At 70.2% G+C, this 14,804-nt stretch carries 13 protein-coding genes and 1 pseudogene; 4 read left to right on the top strand and 10 right to left on the bottom strand.

Annotated features, from left to right (window positions below; genetic code table 11):
- Window positions 1–6 precede the first annotated feature (6 nt).
- From FJV41_RS18760 to FJV41_RS18735, 6 genes are read right to left on the bottom strand one after another with little or no spacing between them, the layout of a single operon-like run.
- Window positions 7–2,763, bottom strand: a complete 2,757-nt coding sequence (locus FJV41_RS18760; protein WP_141643884.1) for a response regulator — start codon at window positions 2,761–2,763, stop codon at window positions 7–9.
- A complete protein-coding gene (locus FJV41_RS18755) occupies window positions 2,760–4,577 on the bottom strand; it encodes a methyl-accepting chemotaxis protein (RefSeq protein ID WP_141643883.1) in 1,818 nt (605 codons plus the stop codon). The genes FJV41_RS18760 and FJV41_RS18755 overlap by 4 nt, the downstream gene beginning before the upstream one ends.
- Window positions 4,574–6,364: a methyl-accepting chemotaxis protein gene (locus FJV41_RS18750; protein WP_141643882.1), complete on the bottom strand. Its 1,791-nt coding sequence runs from the start codon at window positions 6,362–6,364 to the stop codon at window positions 4,574–4,576. The genes FJV41_RS18755 and FJV41_RS18750 overlap by 4 nt, the downstream gene beginning before the upstream one ends.
- Entirely contained in the window at window positions 6,361–6,735 is a 375-nt protein-coding gene (locus tag FJV41_RS18745) for a protein CrdC (protein ID WP_141643881.1), read from the bottom strand. The genes FJV41_RS18750 and FJV41_RS18745 overlap by 4 nt, the downstream gene beginning before the upstream one ends.
- 3 nt (window positions 6,736–6,738) lie before the next feature.
- Window positions 6,739–7,173, bottom strand: a complete 435-nt coding sequence (locus FJV41_RS18740; RefSeq protein WP_141643880.1) for a chemotaxis protein CheW — start codon at window positions 7,171–7,173, stop codon at window positions 6,739–6,741.
- Window positions 7,174–7,200: 27 nt separating this feature from the next.
- Complete coding sequence (locus FJV41_RS18735; RefSeq protein WP_141643905.1) at window positions 7,201–7,953, bottom strand: OmpA family protein; 753 nt, start codon at window positions 7,951–7,953, stop codon at window positions 7,201–7,203.
- Window positions 7,954–8,172: 219 nt separating this feature from the next.
- Here FJV41_RS18735 and FJV41_RS18730 point away from each other — a divergent pair, with 219 nt between their 5' ends.
- Complete coding sequence (locus FJV41_RS18730; RefSeq protein ID WP_141643879.1) at window positions 8,173–9,675, top strand: sigma-54-dependent transcriptional regulator; 1,503 nt, start codon at window positions 8,173–8,175, stop codon at window positions 9,673–9,675.
- Window positions 9,676–9,741: 66 nt separating this feature from the next.
- Here the strand turns inward: FJV41_RS18730 and FJV41_RS18725 are convergent, their stop codons facing one another.
- Window positions 9,742–10,842, bottom strand: coding sequence for a helix-turn-helix transcriptional regulator (locus FJV41_RS18725; protein ID WP_141643878.1), 1,101 nt, complete (start codon window positions 10,840–10,842; stop codon window positions 9,742–9,744).
- A 759-nt stretch (window positions 10,843–11,601) separates the two neighbouring features.
- Between FJV41_RS18725 and FJV41_RS18720 the strand changes: the two genes are divergently transcribed.
- Together FJV41_RS18720 and FJV41_RS54605 are read left to right on the top strand one after the other, a co-directional pair.
- Window positions 11,602–11,916, top strand: coding sequence for a DUF6289 family protein (locus tag FJV41_RS18720; RefSeq protein ID WP_141643877.1), 315 nt, complete (start codon window positions 11,602–11,604; stop codon window positions 11,914–11,916).
- Between the two features lie 120 nt (window positions 11,917–12,036).
- The gene (locus FJV41_RS54605) at window positions 12,037–12,162 is read left to right on the top strand and encodes a hypothetical protein (protein ID WP_256433093.1); all 126 of its coding nucleotides are present in this window, start codon (window positions 12,037–12,039) and stop codon (window positions 12,160–12,162) included.
- Window positions 12,163–12,195: 33 nt separating this feature from the next.
- On the opposite strand, the gene FJV41_RS18715 is transcribed toward FJV41_RS54605, so the two are convergent.
- The gene (locus FJV41_RS18715) at window positions 12,196–13,617 is read right to left on the bottom strand and encodes a hypothetical protein (protein WP_141643876.1); all 1,422 of its coding nucleotides are present in this window, start codon (window positions 13,615–13,617) and stop codon (window positions 12,196–12,198) included.
- A gap of 295 nt (window positions 13,618–13,912) precedes the next feature.
- Here FJV41_RS18715 and FJV41_RS18710 point away from each other — a divergent pair, with 295 nt between their 5' ends.
- The gene (locus FJV41_RS18710; protein WP_141643875.1) at window positions 13,913–14,176 is read left to right on the top strand and encodes a hypothetical protein; all 264 of its coding nucleotides are present in this window, start codon (window positions 13,913–13,915) and stop codon (window positions 14,174–14,176) included.
- A gap of 51 nt (window positions 14,177–14,227) precedes the next feature.
- On the opposite strand, the gene FJV41_RS18705 is transcribed toward FJV41_RS18710, so the two are convergent.
- Together FJV41_RS18705 and FJV41_RS18700 are read right to left on the bottom strand one after the other, a co-directional pair.
- Window positions 14,228–14,536, bottom strand: coding sequence for an AzlD domain-containing protein (locus tag FJV41_RS18705; RefSeq protein ID WP_141643874.1), 309 nt, complete (start codon window positions 14,534–14,536; stop codon window positions 14,228–14,230).
- A pseudogene (locus FJV41_RS18700) lies at window positions 14,533–14,804 on the bottom strand (AzlC family ABC transporter permease); the annotation flags it as partial. The pseudogene FJV41_RS18700 and the gene FJV41_RS18705, both read right to left, overlap by 4 nt.

Raw genomic sequence — 14,804 nt, 5'->3', positions numbered from 1 at the left:
GACCCTTCAGGACAAGAGCCGGCCCACCACATCCACCAGGTCCTGGCGCACCAGATCTCCCTTGGTGATGTAGCCGTCCGCCCCGGCCGCCAGCCCACGCCGCCGGTCCTCCTCGCCACCACGGGTGGTGAGGATGACGACGGGTAGCCGGGCCTGGGTGGGGTGCCCCTTCAGGCGCCGGGTCAGCTCCAGGCCGTCCATCCCCGGCATCTCCAGGTCCGTCACGACGAGGTCCACCGACGCCCCTTCCAGGGCGTCCAGCGCGTCCGCACCATCGGCGGCCATCACCGTGTCATACCCCACGGCCTCCAGGAGGTTGGAGATGAGCTCCCGGGTGAGCGGCGAATCGTCCACGACGAGGATGCGGCGTCGCCGGGACTCAGCCCCGGGCACGGCCGAGCGGGGCAGCTTCAGGGGGGAGGTCCCATGCGCGCTGGCGGTGAGCCAGGCGGCGGACAGGACCATCGCGAGCCTCCCGTCCGCCAGGGACGTGGCCCCCGCCAGGTGGCCGAACCGGGCCAGCACGCCACGCAGGGGGAGGATGGCCTGGACACGCTCCTCCAGGACCCGGTCCACCACGACGGCGGCGGCGCCGCTCTGGCTGCGCACCACCAGGACGAGCTCGCCCTCGCGCACCTCCCGCTCCGGAGCAAGACCCAGGAGCGAGCCCAGGGAGGCCAGCGGGAGCACCCTGCCCTCCACCAGCAGCGAGGGCCGGCCGGCCACCTCGCACAGGTGCACGGGCTCCACCTTGAGCGCTCGCGAGACGTGGGTGGCGCTCAGCGCGAGCGTCTCCTGGCCCACCTGGACGAAGAGCAGCGGAGCCACGGTGAGGGAGACGGGGACGCGCAGCTCGAAGATGGTGCCCCACCCGGGCGCGGACTCCACGCCCACGTCCCCGCCCAACCCCTGGATGGAGGCGCGCACGGCATCGAGCCCCACGCCCCGACCGGACACGTCGGTGACGACCTCGCGCGAGGTGAAGCCGGACAGGAAGATGAGCTCGCGGGCCGCGGCATCCGACAGGGCGTTGGCGGCGCTCTCGTCCAGAGTGCCCCGGCGCACGGCGACCCGGCGCAGCTCGGCGGGGTCCAGGCCCAGGCCGTCGTCCTCGACGCGGAGGATGATGCGACTGCCCTCTCGCGCGGCGCGCAGCGTGAGGCACCCCCGAGGGTGCTTGCCCGACGTCACCCGGTCCACCCGCGTCTCCAGGCCGTGGTCCAGGGCGTTGCGCACCAGGTGCATCAGCGGCTCGCGCAGCGCCTCCACCACGGCCCGGTCCGCGCGCGTGTCCTCTCCGTCGACGACGAGTTCCACTTCCTTGCCCAGGGCGCGCGACAGGTCGCGGACCATGCGCGGGTAGGGCTCGAAGAGGACGGACAGCGGCAGCATCCGCAGGCCCTGCACCTCCTCCACCACGAGGCCCAGGTCTCGGAGTTCCTCGTTGGACAGGAGCTTGGACTCGCGATGAAGGTCGGCGGCCAGTTCCTTGGCCGTGCCCAGACGGGCCACCAGGGCCACCGCCGCCGGGCCCAGGTCCTCCGCCGCGCGGGCCAGTTGCCCGAGCTCCCGGGCCAGGGCCAGCCGCCGAGCGTTGGCGCGCTCACGTCGCCGCGCCACCTGGGCCAGGTTGGTCACCGCGCTCGTCAACAGGTCCAGGCTGGCCACATCGATGCGCACCGCGTCCATGCGCGTCTCGGGCTGACGGGACACCGCCGTGGCACCGCCTTGCTGCCCTCCAGCGGGAACAGGAGCACGAGTTCCCGTGCTGGATGAAGTCGCCGGCGAGGCCGTCAGCAAGGCCCCTGCGCCGGGACCGGCCCGAGAAGGGCTCGCGGCGGGAGCACCCTCCGGACGGGGCACGGAAGGCCAGTTCCGTGCGCGCGACGACGCAGACGTGCCGCCCGTCGGTAGCTGGGTTCCCGCCGTGGTCCGAGGCGGGCTCTCCAGGGGCGCGCTACCACTGACCCGCCACATCCCCGTGCCCGAGCCACGCCGAGGAGTTCCCTCTCCGGAAGCGCCTCCTCCGACACGCTCCATTCCGCTGCCCGACTCGCCCCGCGCAGTCCCATCGACGGAAGCGCCGCCGCCCGCCCTTCCCATCCCGGTGCCCGTCGATTCGCTCCGAGGAGGTCCATCGAAGGAAGCTCCTCCGACACGCCCCATCCCAGTGCTCGGAGACGATGTGTCGCGAGTTGCCCCAGGAGTCGCGACGCCCTTGCCCTCCGCGCCCCCCGGAAATGAACTCGCGGAGCTCGACTCGGAAGCCACGGCGGCGGCTCGGGCCAGCGCGGCCAGCGACTCGCCCGCGTCGACTCGACGGGACACCGAGGACTCCTGCCTGGCGGCCTCCGTCGGGCTCCCCACGGCCGGCAGCCCTTCCGCCTCCGCGCGAGTACACGTCTGGAGCCAGACCACGAGCCGCCCGACCTCGGGCGACGCCTCGGCCGAGGGCTGGGCACCCGACAGCACCAGCACCACGTCCGCGGCGCTGAGCAACGCGTCCGTGGAGTCGGCCGACAACGCATACCGCCGAGGCTCCGTGCAGCGGACCAACTCCTCCATCTCGTGCACCAGCACGTTGATGTCGTCGAAGCCCATCATCCGGGCCTCGCCCTTGAGCCCGTGCAGCTCGCGCAGCGCGCCCCGGCCCGCCTCCACGCTCGCCCCCGCCTCCAGCTCCATGAGCGCCCGGTTGATGCGCTCCAGGCGCACCGTCACCAGGTCCCGGAACTGCCTGAGGAGGCGCTCGCTCGGGTTCACCCGCCCTCCTCCCGCAGCGTCTCCTGCCCAATCTGGAACCGCTCCACCACTTCCCGCAAGTCACGCGCCAGCACGAGCAGGTCCGTGTTCGCGCTGCTCACCTGCTTGGTGGCATTGAGGCTCTGCTGGGTGATGCGCAGGATGTCCGCCATCGTCTCCGCGAGCTGGTCGGTGCCCGTCTGCTGCTGCTGCGTGGCCAGGGAGATGCTGCGCACCGCGTCCGACGTCTTCCCCGCGAGCTTCGTGATTTGCCGCAGCGACTCCGACACCTGCTGCGCCAGCGTCGTCCCCGTCTCCACCGCGCGCACGCCGCCTTCCGTGGCGGACACCGCCGCGGCCGAGGCCTCGCGGACCTCCTCGATGAGCCCCTCGATTTCCTTGGTCGACTCCAGCACGTTCTCCGCCAGCCGCCGCATCTCCGCGGCCACCAGCGAGAAGCCCCGGCCCACCTCCGCCGACTTGGTGCCCTCCAGCTCCGCGTTCAGCGCCAGCAAGTCCGACTTGTCGGCCACGCCGTTGATGAACTCGACAATCTTGCCAATCTGCTGGACGCGCTTGTTGAGCCGCACCACCGCGGAGGCGATGGCACCGTTGTCCTGGCGCATCCGCTCCATCGACCCCAGGAACGACTCCGCGCTGCGCTGCCCCTGCTGCGCCGCCCCCAACGTGCGCTGGGCAATCTGCGCCACCGAGCCCGCGTTCTCGGCGATCTGCCGCGCCGACCGTGCCAGCTCCTCAGTCGTCGCGCTCGTCTGGTCCAGGGAGCTGGCCTGCTCCGCGGCCCCCATCTCGTAGCGCCCGGAGGTGGTGAGAATCTCCTCGGTGGTGGCGGAAATCTGCGCCCCGGCCCGCTGCAACTGCGACATCACGTCCGCCAGGTGCGCGCGCATGGTCGTGAAGGCGGCGGACACGTCCCAGATTTCATCCTCCGCCGGCACCACGCGCGGGCTCGCCAGGTCACCCTCGGCGATGCGCCGCGCCTCGCTCGACAGCTCTCGCAAAGGCCGCCCCAGCAGCGTGCCTCCCAGGTACGCCGTGGTGAGCGCCAGTCCGAAGACGAGCAGCACCAGCGGCCCTCCCGAGGCCAGTGCCTCCAGACGCAGCGCCGAGGCCAGCGCCGCCGTGGGCTCGCCATACGCCACCAACTGGGCCAGGGCCCGCTCCCCCAGCGCAGAGGAGAGCTGCACCGACAACACCGCCGGAGTCACCACGGAGATGAAGGCGAAGGCCACCAGTCGCGCGCGAATCTCCGCCCGCCGGGGCATGGCCGCGATGAGCTGCGAGTGCGTCATGCCCAGCTCCGCCAGCCACAGCACCACCTTGCGCGAGCGCAGGATGACCAGGCAGTGGACGAGCAGCGCCGTCAGCGGGCCGAACAACAGCCCCAGCCCCGCGATACGTCGGGACATGTCCATGTCCGCGCCCGCCAGCCCCCACAGCGAGGCACCCAGGCCCACGGTGGTGAGCAGCCACAGCCCCAGCGAGCCCAGGAAGGCCTCGTCCGGCGCACGCGTCACCTCCAGCACCGCCGCCTTCAGGGACTCCGGCGTCACGGGGACATCCCCGCGCTCCAGCCCGCGCAGGGTGCGCAGCCGGCCCAGCGCCGCCGCCGCGCCCACCGCCATGGCCACCCCGCACAACAATCCGCCCAGTTGGAGCAGCCATGACAGCCGCCCCTCCTCCGCCAGCGCATCGGAGAGCGTGAGCCGGGCGTAGTGCAGCCCGAGCGCCGCGCCCATGAGGTTGGCCAGCGGCACGGGGAGCATCAGGTGCCGGCTGAACGAGGCCCGCCGGGAGCCACCGCGCGCGCTCATGCGTCCTCCCCGGCCACGACGTGGAAGCGCTCTACCACGCGCTTGAGGTCCCTCGACAGGGTGGACAGGTCCGCGTTGGCCACCGCCATCTGCTTGGTGGCCGCCGAGTTCTGCTCGGTGACGCGCAGGATGTCCCCCATGGCGGCGGCGAGCTGGTCGGTGCCCGTCTGCTGCTGCTGCGTGGCCAGGGAGATGCTGCGCACCGCATGGGACGTCTGTCGCGCCAGCTCCAGGATGAGGCTCAGACTCTCGTCCACCTCGGCCGCCAGCACCGTGCCCGCATCCATCGCCTTCAGCCCTGCCTCGGTGGCCATCACCGCCGCATGGGTGGCGTCGCGAATCTCCGCGATGAGCTGCTCAATCGCCTTGGTGGACCGGATGACGTTCTCCGCCAGCCGCCGCATCTCCGCGGCCACCAGCGAGAAGCCCCGCCCCACCTCGCCCGCCTTGGTGCCCTCCAGCTCCGCGTTGAGCGCCAGCAGGTCCGACTTGTCGGCGATCTCGTTGATGAACTCCACCACCTTGCCAATCTGCTGCACGCGCTTGTTGAGCCGCACCACCGCGTCGGCGATGGCCTGGTTGTCCTGCTTCATGCGCTGCATGGCGCCCAGGAAGGCGGCGGCGCCCCGCTGGCCCGTCTGCGCGGCGGCGAACGTGGACTCGGCGATGGTGGACACCGACTCCGCGTTGCCGGCGATCTGCTGCGCCGAGCGCGCCAGCTCCTCCGTCGTCGCGCTCGTCACGTTGAGAGAGCTGGCCTGCTCGTCCGCGCCCGACTCCTGCTCGCCGGACGTGGCGACGAGCTGCTCCGTCGTGGTGGAAATCTGGAGGCCCGCGCGCCGCAGCTGCGTGAGCGCCTGCCCGAGCTGCGCCTGCATCTGCGCGAAGGCGGCGGACGTGGCCCACACCTCGTCCTCGGCGGCGATGACCCGAGGGGGGCGCAGGTCGCCCTGGGCGATACGGGTGGCGTCCTCGGTGATGGCGCGCAGGGGCGCCGCGATGACCGTGCCCCCCAGGTGCGCCGTCAGCAGCACGAGGATGGCGACGAGCCCCGCCACCGCCAGCCCCCGCCCGTCATCCGCCCGCCGCAGCGCCGCGTCCTGCTCCAGCGGCGAGCGGGCCAGCACCACGTCATCCATGGCGCGCAGGGTGCGGGTGACGGTGGCGTCGAGGATGAACAGCGACGGCGTGAGCACCGCGATGGCGGTGAAGAGCACCATGCGGCGGCGGATGTGCAACCGCCGGGGCGGCGCCGTGGCCACCACCTCCAGCGGGGAAAGGCCACGGGCCGCGATGAGCTCCACCGCCTCCCGGCAGCGACGCACCACCAGCAGATAGATGAGCAGCGCCGTCAGCGAGCCCAGCGACGCACCGACGAGCAGGATGCGCGGCCCCAGCGACAGCGGCGCATCCGCCCAGGGAATGAAGACGAAGGCCACGACGACGGCGCCCACGAGCCAGCTCTGGAGGGCGAAGGAGAAGCACCGCTCGGGAAAACCCCGGGCCTCCAACAGCGCCGACTTCAGATGCTCCGGCGTGGCCTGCAGCTGCCCGGCTCCCACGGCATACAACACCCGCAGCGAGCGCCTCGCGTGCTGCTGGATGAGCCACAGCGACAGCGCGGTGACGACGACGACGAGCACCAGGAAGCGCATCCACGAAGCGACGGGAAGTGCATCCGTGAGCAGGCCATGCAGCAGCGCCAGGGAGATGCCCAGGGTGCTGGCCGGCGCCACCGGACGCGCCAGCCACCGGGCCAGGCCCCGCAAGTCCGTGGGCGCCGTCATGCCGCCCCCCGGGCCACGCCCCGCAGGAAGCGCTCGAAGTCCGCCAGCCCCAACAACGGCCACAACACCCCACGCGCCAGCACGAAGCCCCGCAGACTGCCGCCCGAGGCATGCACCGTCACACAGGGCGCGGGCAGCACCGGATGCGACTCCGCGTCGATTTCGAGCGTGTCCACCCCCACCGCGCCGCCCGAAATCGCCACCAACACCCGGGTGGCACCCGCCGGCGCGTGGAAGGCCAGCCCGGCGGAGGCCGCGTCCGCCTCCTCGCCCGGCGAGGTGATGGACAGCACCTCATGCGCGGCGAAGGCGAGCCGATGCGGGCCCGCATGGCAGAGCAGCATGCCCCGGACGGGACTGGCTGGAGCCATGGGTCAAGCCCCCTGGCTGAGATGGTCGAAGAGCCCTTCGGGGTCGATGACGGCCACATCCCGGGGACCACTCTTCGCGGGGCCCTTCAGGTGGACCTGGACGCCAGCGGAGCCCAGCGGCTCCAGCGCGCCCGTCACCGGGGAGACCCCCGCGACCGTGCTCGCCGTGAGGCCGAGGGTGCCGCGCGGCAGCCGCACCAGCACGGCCCGCCGCGAGGATTGGCTCACCCCCGCCACCAGCAGGCCCATGTCCACCACCGGGATGACCTCTCCTCGGTGGGCGAACACGCCCAGCAGATGGGCAGGGGAGCCCGGTACCCGCGTGAGCTCGGGGAAGGTAACGACCTCCGCCGCGCTCTCCGCGGGCACCGCGTACCAGCTGCTACCGCAGGCAAAAACGAGATAGGACTGCCGCGCTTCCGGCTCGTGGACGGCCATGTGGCGCACAGCCTACCCCAGCCTCAACTAGCGCTGGAACTCGACGCGGCGGTTCTCGGACCAGGCGTCCTCGGACGAGGTGTTGTTCGCCGGCCGGGTCTCACCGTAACCCACCGTCGTCACCGCGTTGGACTTCACGCCCAGGTCCGTCAGGTAGCGCTTGACGGCCTGCGCACGGCGGTTGGACAGCTGGAGGTTGAACTCCTCGGTGCCGCGCTCGTCGGCGTGGCCCGCGAGGGTCAGCTTGCCCTGCTGGCCCGTCTTCAGGCACGTGGCCAGGTCGGACAGGCGCTGCTGGGCCTCGGAGGTCAGCGAGGACTCGTTGAAGCCGAAGCGCACCGGGCTCCAGTCGCACTTGTCCGCGGAGGCCGTCACGCAACGGCCAGCGCTGCACTCCTGACCCTCACCGCAGTCGGAGTTGGACGCGCAGGTGTCCGTGGGGGCCTGGCAACGGCCCGCCTGGCACTTGCCGCCGGAGGGGCAGCTGGAGTCGTCCTTGCACTGGGCCTCGGCGCACTTGCCGGCCTCGCAGATGCGGCCATCACCGCACTGGTTGTCCACCGTGCACTCGGGGGGCTTGGGCGCGCACTTGTTGCCCTGGCACGTGAAGCCCTCCTTGCAGTTCGCGTCGGTGGCGCACTCCTGGCACTGGCCCTGGACACAGACCTCGCCCTTCTCGGAGCAGGTCGAGTCATCGTTGCAGTTGGGGTAGCTGGGGGGGCAGCCGGTCAGCACGGCCATGGCGAGGCCGAGGCCCGCCCAAAGAGAAATCCGACGCATCATTCCTCCCGAAAATCTTGAAGACGAAATAAGCACCCGCAGGGGGCGGGTATTCGGGTCGCGTGTAGTCGCAGTCGCCAGGGTGAGTCAAAGCATTTGTCCCTTTCGAGACACGCCTCGGCGCGCCGAAACCCTTGAATGTCCAAATAATTTCCATGAGATTGTGACCCTTGCCCGTGAGTGGCCGCGTGACGTGGCCCCAGGCCGGGAGCGCCCCACATGCCCGCATCCGTCCTCATCGTCGATGACGAGAAGAACATTCTGCTGACACTGAGCCAGTCGTTGCAGCTGGCGGGGTATCAGACACATCTGGCGGCCAGCGGTCAGGTGGCGCTCGACGTGGTGAGCGCGCGTCCGGTGGACGCGGTGTTGATGGACGTGAAGATGCCGGACATGGATGGGTTGACGGCGCTGGCCCGGCTCACGGAGCTCAAGCCGGAGCTGCCCGTCATCATGATGTCGGGACACGGCACCATCGACACGGCGGTGAAGGCGACGCAGTTGGGGGCGCGCGACTTCCTGGAGAAGCCCATCGCCCGGGAGCGGTTGCTGGTCGCGCTGCGCAACGTGCTCAAGCACCAGGCGGCGATGGAGGAACTGCGGGAGCTGCGCGAGCAGTTGGGCCGCTACGACATGGTGGGCAGCGGCCCGGCCATGCAGCGCATCTTCTCGCTCATCCAACGCACGGCGCCCTCGGAGGGGCGGGTGTTGATTACCGGTGAGAACGGCACGGGCAAGGAGCTCATCGCCCGCGCGCTGCACCAGCACTCCCGGCGCAAAGCCAATCCCTTCGTGAAGCTCAACTGCGCGGCGGTGCCCCACGAATTGATTGAAAGCGAACTATTCGGCCACGAGAAAGGCGCCTTCACCGGCGCGGTGAGCGTGCGGCGCGGAAAGTTCGAGCTGGCGCACGAAGGCACGCTGTTCCTCGATGAGATTGGGGACATGCCGCCGGCCATGCAGGCCAAGCTCCTGCGCGTGTTGCAGGAAGGCGAGCTGGAGCGGGTGGGCGGCGCGGAGACGCTCAAGGTGGACGTGCGGGTCATCGCGGCCACGAACAAGAATCTGGAGAAGGAGATCTCCGCCGGGCGCTTCCGCGAGGATTTGTATTACCGCATCAACGTCGTACAGATTCACTCGCCGCCCCTGCGCGAGCGGCGCGAGGACCTGCCGGACCTCATCGGGACCTTCCTGCGCGAGGCCTGCGCGAAGAACGGGCGCCGCCCGCTGACGCTGTCGCCGGATGCGCTGTCGGTGATGAGCGCCTACGACTACCCGGGTAACGTGCGCGAGCTGCGCAACCTGGTCGAACGCCTGGCCATCCTCTGCGAGGGCCCCATCGTCACCCGGACGGACGCGCTGGAGCTGTTGCCTCGGGGACGCGGGGGCGTGCCTCCTCCGGTGGTGGAGACGTCAACGGCGTGGACTCCGCCTCCGCCTACCCTGGACTCTGCCGTGGTGGCGGCGGCCAGCACTCCGGCTCCGGCCCTGGTGGCGCCCCCTCCCCCGCTTTCGGCCCCGGTGCAGGCGGGCTTCCATCCGCGCGCGGACAAGACCTTCCGCGAGCAGGTGGAGGACGCCGAGCGGGAGATCATCCTGTACGTGCTCGCGCATACGCACGACAACGTGACGGAGGCGGCCCGGCTGCTGGACCTCGAGCGGGGCCACTTCTACAAGAAGATGAAGGCCCTGGGCCTTCGGCGCGGCCAATCCGAGACATAGCGTCTGCTCCGTGGCGGAGGCGGGCTCGAAATCCTCACACGGAAGCCACACGGGACACGGCGCGCTTCATGCTCCTCGCGCCGTGACACCCGCCGGAGCCTGGCCCGCCGAGGTGCCCACGAGCCGGGCGATGAACTCACGACGGCTGCGCACCCCCGCCTTGGTGAAGATGGACTTCAGGTGGTCCTGCACCGTCGCGGGGGTGATGAACAGACTCTGCGCGATGGTGCTGGTGTTGTTCCCTCGGGCAACGAGGATGGCGACGTCCTGCTCTCGGGCGGTGAGCCCCAGGCTCATCAACGCCATGGGCAGCACCTCCGCCGGCGTGGCGGGCGTCACCACGATGGCGACCTGACCATCGGGGCGTCCCTCCAGCAACGAGGCATGCAGCGTGAGCCACTGCCCCGTGCTCGTGCGCACCCGGGAGCGCGACGGCACGTCCCTGCGCCCCGCGGCGCCCAGTCCTCGCGCATGTTCGGCGACGGTGATGAGTCCGGACGGCACGCCCGTGGACGAGGGTGACGTCTCGGCGAGCTCCGCCAGCACGGCCTCGGCCCGAGGGTCCGCGGACATCAACTGCCCTCGCGGCCCCAGCACCGCGATGCCCGGGAGCGGCTGCCCCTCGCCCTGGGGCACGGTGCCCCGGTAGGACCGCCACAACATCTGACCGATGTGCGAGGAGAACCGGTCCATCATCCCGACCTCTGCCTCGGTGTAGGCGCCCCGGTCCTTCGCGCGCAGGAACGTCGCCGCGCCCCAGCACCCCGACGGCAGGTCGAAGTTGACGCGCATCTCGTCGCCAAAGCCAAACGGGGCGATCAGCTCCCGGTAGCGCGCGCTGTCGTCGAGCTTCCCCTTCGCCGCGTGACTCAGCGAGTCCACCCGCTTCCCCAGCGCCCGCAGGCCGGCGAACGTCAGCGGCTCCGGCGCCCACAGCTCCAGATAGGCCGCGCGCTCGAAGCCTCGCGGGTCCAGGTTCTCCATCACCGTGGACGTCACCATCCCCGACGCGGGGTCCGTCCCATGCCAACAACTCGCATCGATGCCCAGCGGCTCCTTCAGCAACAGGTTGAGCTGGGTGAACAGCTTGCCCAACGGCAGCTCCGCCGCCGCCAGGTCCCGCAGCACACCCAGCAACTCACGCTCCATCCGCGAACGGGTCACCATGCCTGGAGCCAATCACACCCATCGCTCACTTATTCCAGAGAATCCCACTTTTCTGGGATAGACCTGCCCGGCTCGTCCCGCCCACCCTGTCCGCGTTCGGCACTGTCCTGGCGCGTAGGGAGGGCCCCTTGGAGACACGAACCCGTGGTCGCCTGACTGTCCGCGTCATCGCCCTCGGGGTGCTGCTTGCCGAGGCCCGGACCGCGCGTGCGGGCGAAGGCCCGCTGACAGTCCTCCATCAGCAAAAACAGCAGTACTGCTTGATGCCCTCCACGCAGCGGCCCGGCGGGGTGGGCCCGGCGCCCTGCCATGCCCCCGCGCTCGACTGGGAGCTCGCGCCCGTGTCTGGCGCTCCCGCGCGCTGGGAGGTCATCCGGGAGGGCGAGTTGTGCCTGAGCGCACAAGGCGGACGTCTGACCGCCGTGAGCTGCAATGGCGGGCTGGAGCAGCAGTGGGTCCTCACGCCCTTCGAGGCCGTGGGGGCCGCGCCTCCGCCGGGCTTTCGAGGGGTCCAACTGAAGAACGCGGCGACAGGCGCGTGCGTGGAGGGTGCTCCGGAGCCTGTCGCTGACGGCGCGCGCATCACCCTCCGGGCGGACTGCCAGCCCAGTCCCTTTCAGCAGTGGAACATCCATCGCTCCGCCTTCGAGCGCCTGCGGGCGAGCGACCTACAGGGGCCACACCGGGAAACACACTGGAACCGTCATCAACGCCCTGAACGCGAACCTCGGGACTCAACCCCCGGGAGGAAGAAGCACGATGACGTTCGACAGGAAGCGCCGCGCCCTGCCCCTGGTTTTCGTGTCCGGACTCCTGCTGAGCGCGTGCACCAGCGCCCCCATCGAGGAGGGAGCCGGAGCCCTTGAAGTCAGACAGGAGCGGCCGACGGCGGGGAGTGCCCGCAGGGAGGAGCGCTATCAATACTTCGCGGACCAGGGCCACACCGTCCTGGTCGGCTGGCGCAGCCAGAACTGCCAGGGCCAACACGCCTCCTGGGGTGTCCGCTCACGACATGAGACGTACACCACCTCCGCCTGCCGCGATGGAGCACCGGAGACGCGGCCGAGAGAGTAGCGGCGTCCGCGAGAACTCGAGCACCCCAAGGCCAATGATGCCTTCGGACTCGTCTGGGGACGTCACGCCGGACGTCGCATCCTCTGGTACGCCGGTGGGGACTGGGGCTTCAGCAGCGACATGGTGCGCTTCCCCGACGACGGGCTCACCGTCGTGTGTCTGTCCAACCGGGGCAACGGCCACGCCGACAACTTCGCCATGAAGGTCGTCGACGTGCTGCTGCCCGCCCCCGCTGGAGGCCCGTGACGGACGTTCGTCACGGGGCCTCGAAGGAAAGGCTCAGAGCGGCTCGGCCGTCGCGCAGCTCGGAGAGGCGCTCTCCGCCACCCCGCGCGTCAGTGACTTCCTGCTCGCGTCGGTGAAGGGGGAGACGCCCAGCACCAGACACGTCCGGTAGAGCAGCGTCTTGCCCACGGGGAAGGCGTTGATGGACGTGCTGAAGTCGGGGTTGAAGTACACGGAGGAGAGCGCCGAGCCGTAGAACGGGCTGGAGCCCCATGCGAACTTCTTTCCCGTCACGCCCGTGTTCGCGTTGAGCCCGCTGTACTGCGCGGACTGGAAGGGCCACTCGCCCGCGGAGAAGTCCCCGCTCAACAGCGCCCGTCCCGTGGCCGCCTTCGTCGTTCCGTTGTTGGTGCTGTAGCCGCCATAGACGAGGCCCGGGTCCTGCCCCAGCTTCAGCTCGACGAGGCCCAATTCGTACAACACGCCCGTGCTCGAGTGCCGCGCGAGCAGGCTGTGATACTTGCGCGTGGTGCCGATGGGCTCGTTCCACGTCCAGCCCGCCTGCGTCGTCAGCGGGTTCGCCACGGGCGCCTGCGTCGTGCAGTGGTTGCGCGTGTCACCCCACTGCACGTTGCTGAGCGCGGCCTGGGTGTCCGAGTCCGCGAACTCCACGACACCGTAGGGCCCGCGCATGTCGAACGAGAGCTGCCCCGCCACCGCCTCGCCCAGGTCCATCCGGGTGTCGAGGCGCGGGAAGTCCATGCCCTTCTGAAAGACCCACCGGAGGGTGAGCGGCACCATGAACTTCTGATGGGCCGCCGACGCCGCGGGAGTGCTCGCCGTCACATCCGCCATGGCGACCCGGGTGCCCCACTTTGGATAGGCCGTGGTGAAGGTGTGGCTCGCGAACGTGGAGCCCGGGAGGATGGCCGAGTGCGTGCCCTGCACCGCGAAGCCATACCCCAGCGGTGAGTCATCCTCTCCATGCAGCCCCGCGATGGTGCCGGACGAGCCGTTGTCGAACTGCCGGTACAGCTCGTGCCCGACGAAGTAGCCGAAGCCACTCTCACCGCCGGCCGTGCCATCCACCGTCACGGTGCGCCAGTCTCCGCCGGCCCTCACCTGATAGGTCGACTGGACGGCGTAGCCGCCATTGCCCGCGGACGTCTGCCGCTTCAGCGACACCGTGCGCGGACGGCCCTGCGAGTCCGTCCATGTGTAGCGGTCCACCGCGATTCCGCCCACCGTGGTGGACTCGCGAGAGACGCCGTCACCTTGCTCGAAACCGGGGTCCGTGGGGCCGCCGTCAGGGCCCGCGTCGCTGACGCCCGCATCCGAGCCACCCGCGTCCGCCGTGCCGGCGTCACTCACGCCCGCATCATCCGGACCCGGGTTGTCGTCATCCGAGTCACAGGCCGCCAGGCAGAGGGCTGTCGTCAGCAACGTCAATTCGAGCCATCGTCCGTTGGTTCGCATGTGTCGCAGCTATCACGACCCACGGTGTCTGGCTCCACGACGGTGGCCCGATTCGTCAATCACGAACCGTTCCCACTCGAAGCACGCGCGCAAACTCGTGAGGACTTCGCCTTCGGACCGTACTCAGGGCGGGGAGTTATCGGGACGCTGTCGTCTAGACAGGCTGAAGCTTTCGTCCACGGCTGTCTGAAAGCCCGGGCGCGCGCTGCGTCATCGGAGGCGTGGTTTCAGCGATGAGTTCAATGACCTAGTCTCGAAGTGCAACACGCACCTGAGACCCGTTCCTGGAGGACGCATGCGAAGCATTCTCGGAGGACTGCTGGCGGCGGCGCTGTTGGTGGGCTGCGGTGGTGGCAACGAAGGCGGAGACGAAGTCCCCTCGCCCGAGGGTGAGGTGTCCGCACAGGCCATCTGCGAGAGCCAGTACGTCATCAAGTACTACGACAAGACCTATACGACGGTGCTCGGCACGATGCAGTGCGCCTGTGGCGCGGATCCAGTCTTCACGGGCACCCTGACGCCCTATCCCAAGCGGTACAACCAGGGCACCTGTCCCTGAGTGGCTCACGGCCCGCTCCCTGTCCTGGAGCGGGCCGTCTTCCCCTCGGAGTTACCGCACTCCGAGCAGGCGCAGCCCCGCCGCGGTGACGGCCGCCGCGACCACCACCGCGATGAAGGGCAGCCTCCGCCAGGCCAGGAGCGCGCCGACGAACACCCCCGCCGGCCGCGACCACCCCACGAAGCCTCCCTGCGCCACCAACGTCGCCGTGGCCACGAGCGCCGCCAGCATCGCGATGGTCGCCATGGACATCAGCTCCTGCACCCTCGCGGACAACTGGAGCCGCTCGCTCAACAGCGGCCCGGCGATGCGAAAACCAAACGTCCCCAGGGCCAGCACCAGAATGGGCAACAGCGTCATCGCAGGGCCACTCCCACGGCGAGAATCGACAACAACACCGGCACACCCGCGGGCAACAGCGGCGTCGCCACCAGCGCGATGAGCGCCCCCACCAGCGCCACCCGGCGCGCCTTCGTGGCCCTGCTCTTCGCCGCATCGGACGCGTCCGCCTCCTTGGGAGGAAGCAGCGACGGGAGCAGCAGCGCGAGCATGCTCGCGGGGAACGCCGCGTCGAGCCCCAGCAGTTCGGGATTGCCCACCGCGCCGGGCAGGAGGTCCGAGCCGATGT

It is taken from the genome of Myxococcus llanfairpwllgwyngyllgogerychwyrndrobwllllantysiliogogogochensis, from assembly GCF_006636215.1.
In the GTDB taxonomy this organism is placed as follows: Bacteria; Myxococcota; Myxococcia; order Myxococcales; family Myxococcaceae; genus Myxococcus; species Myxococcus llanfairpwllgwyngyllgogerychwyrndrobwllllantysiliogogogochensis.
The sequence above is the reverse complement of the archived record's forward strand: the minus strand, read 5'-3'. Positions and strand labels throughout refer to the sequence as shown.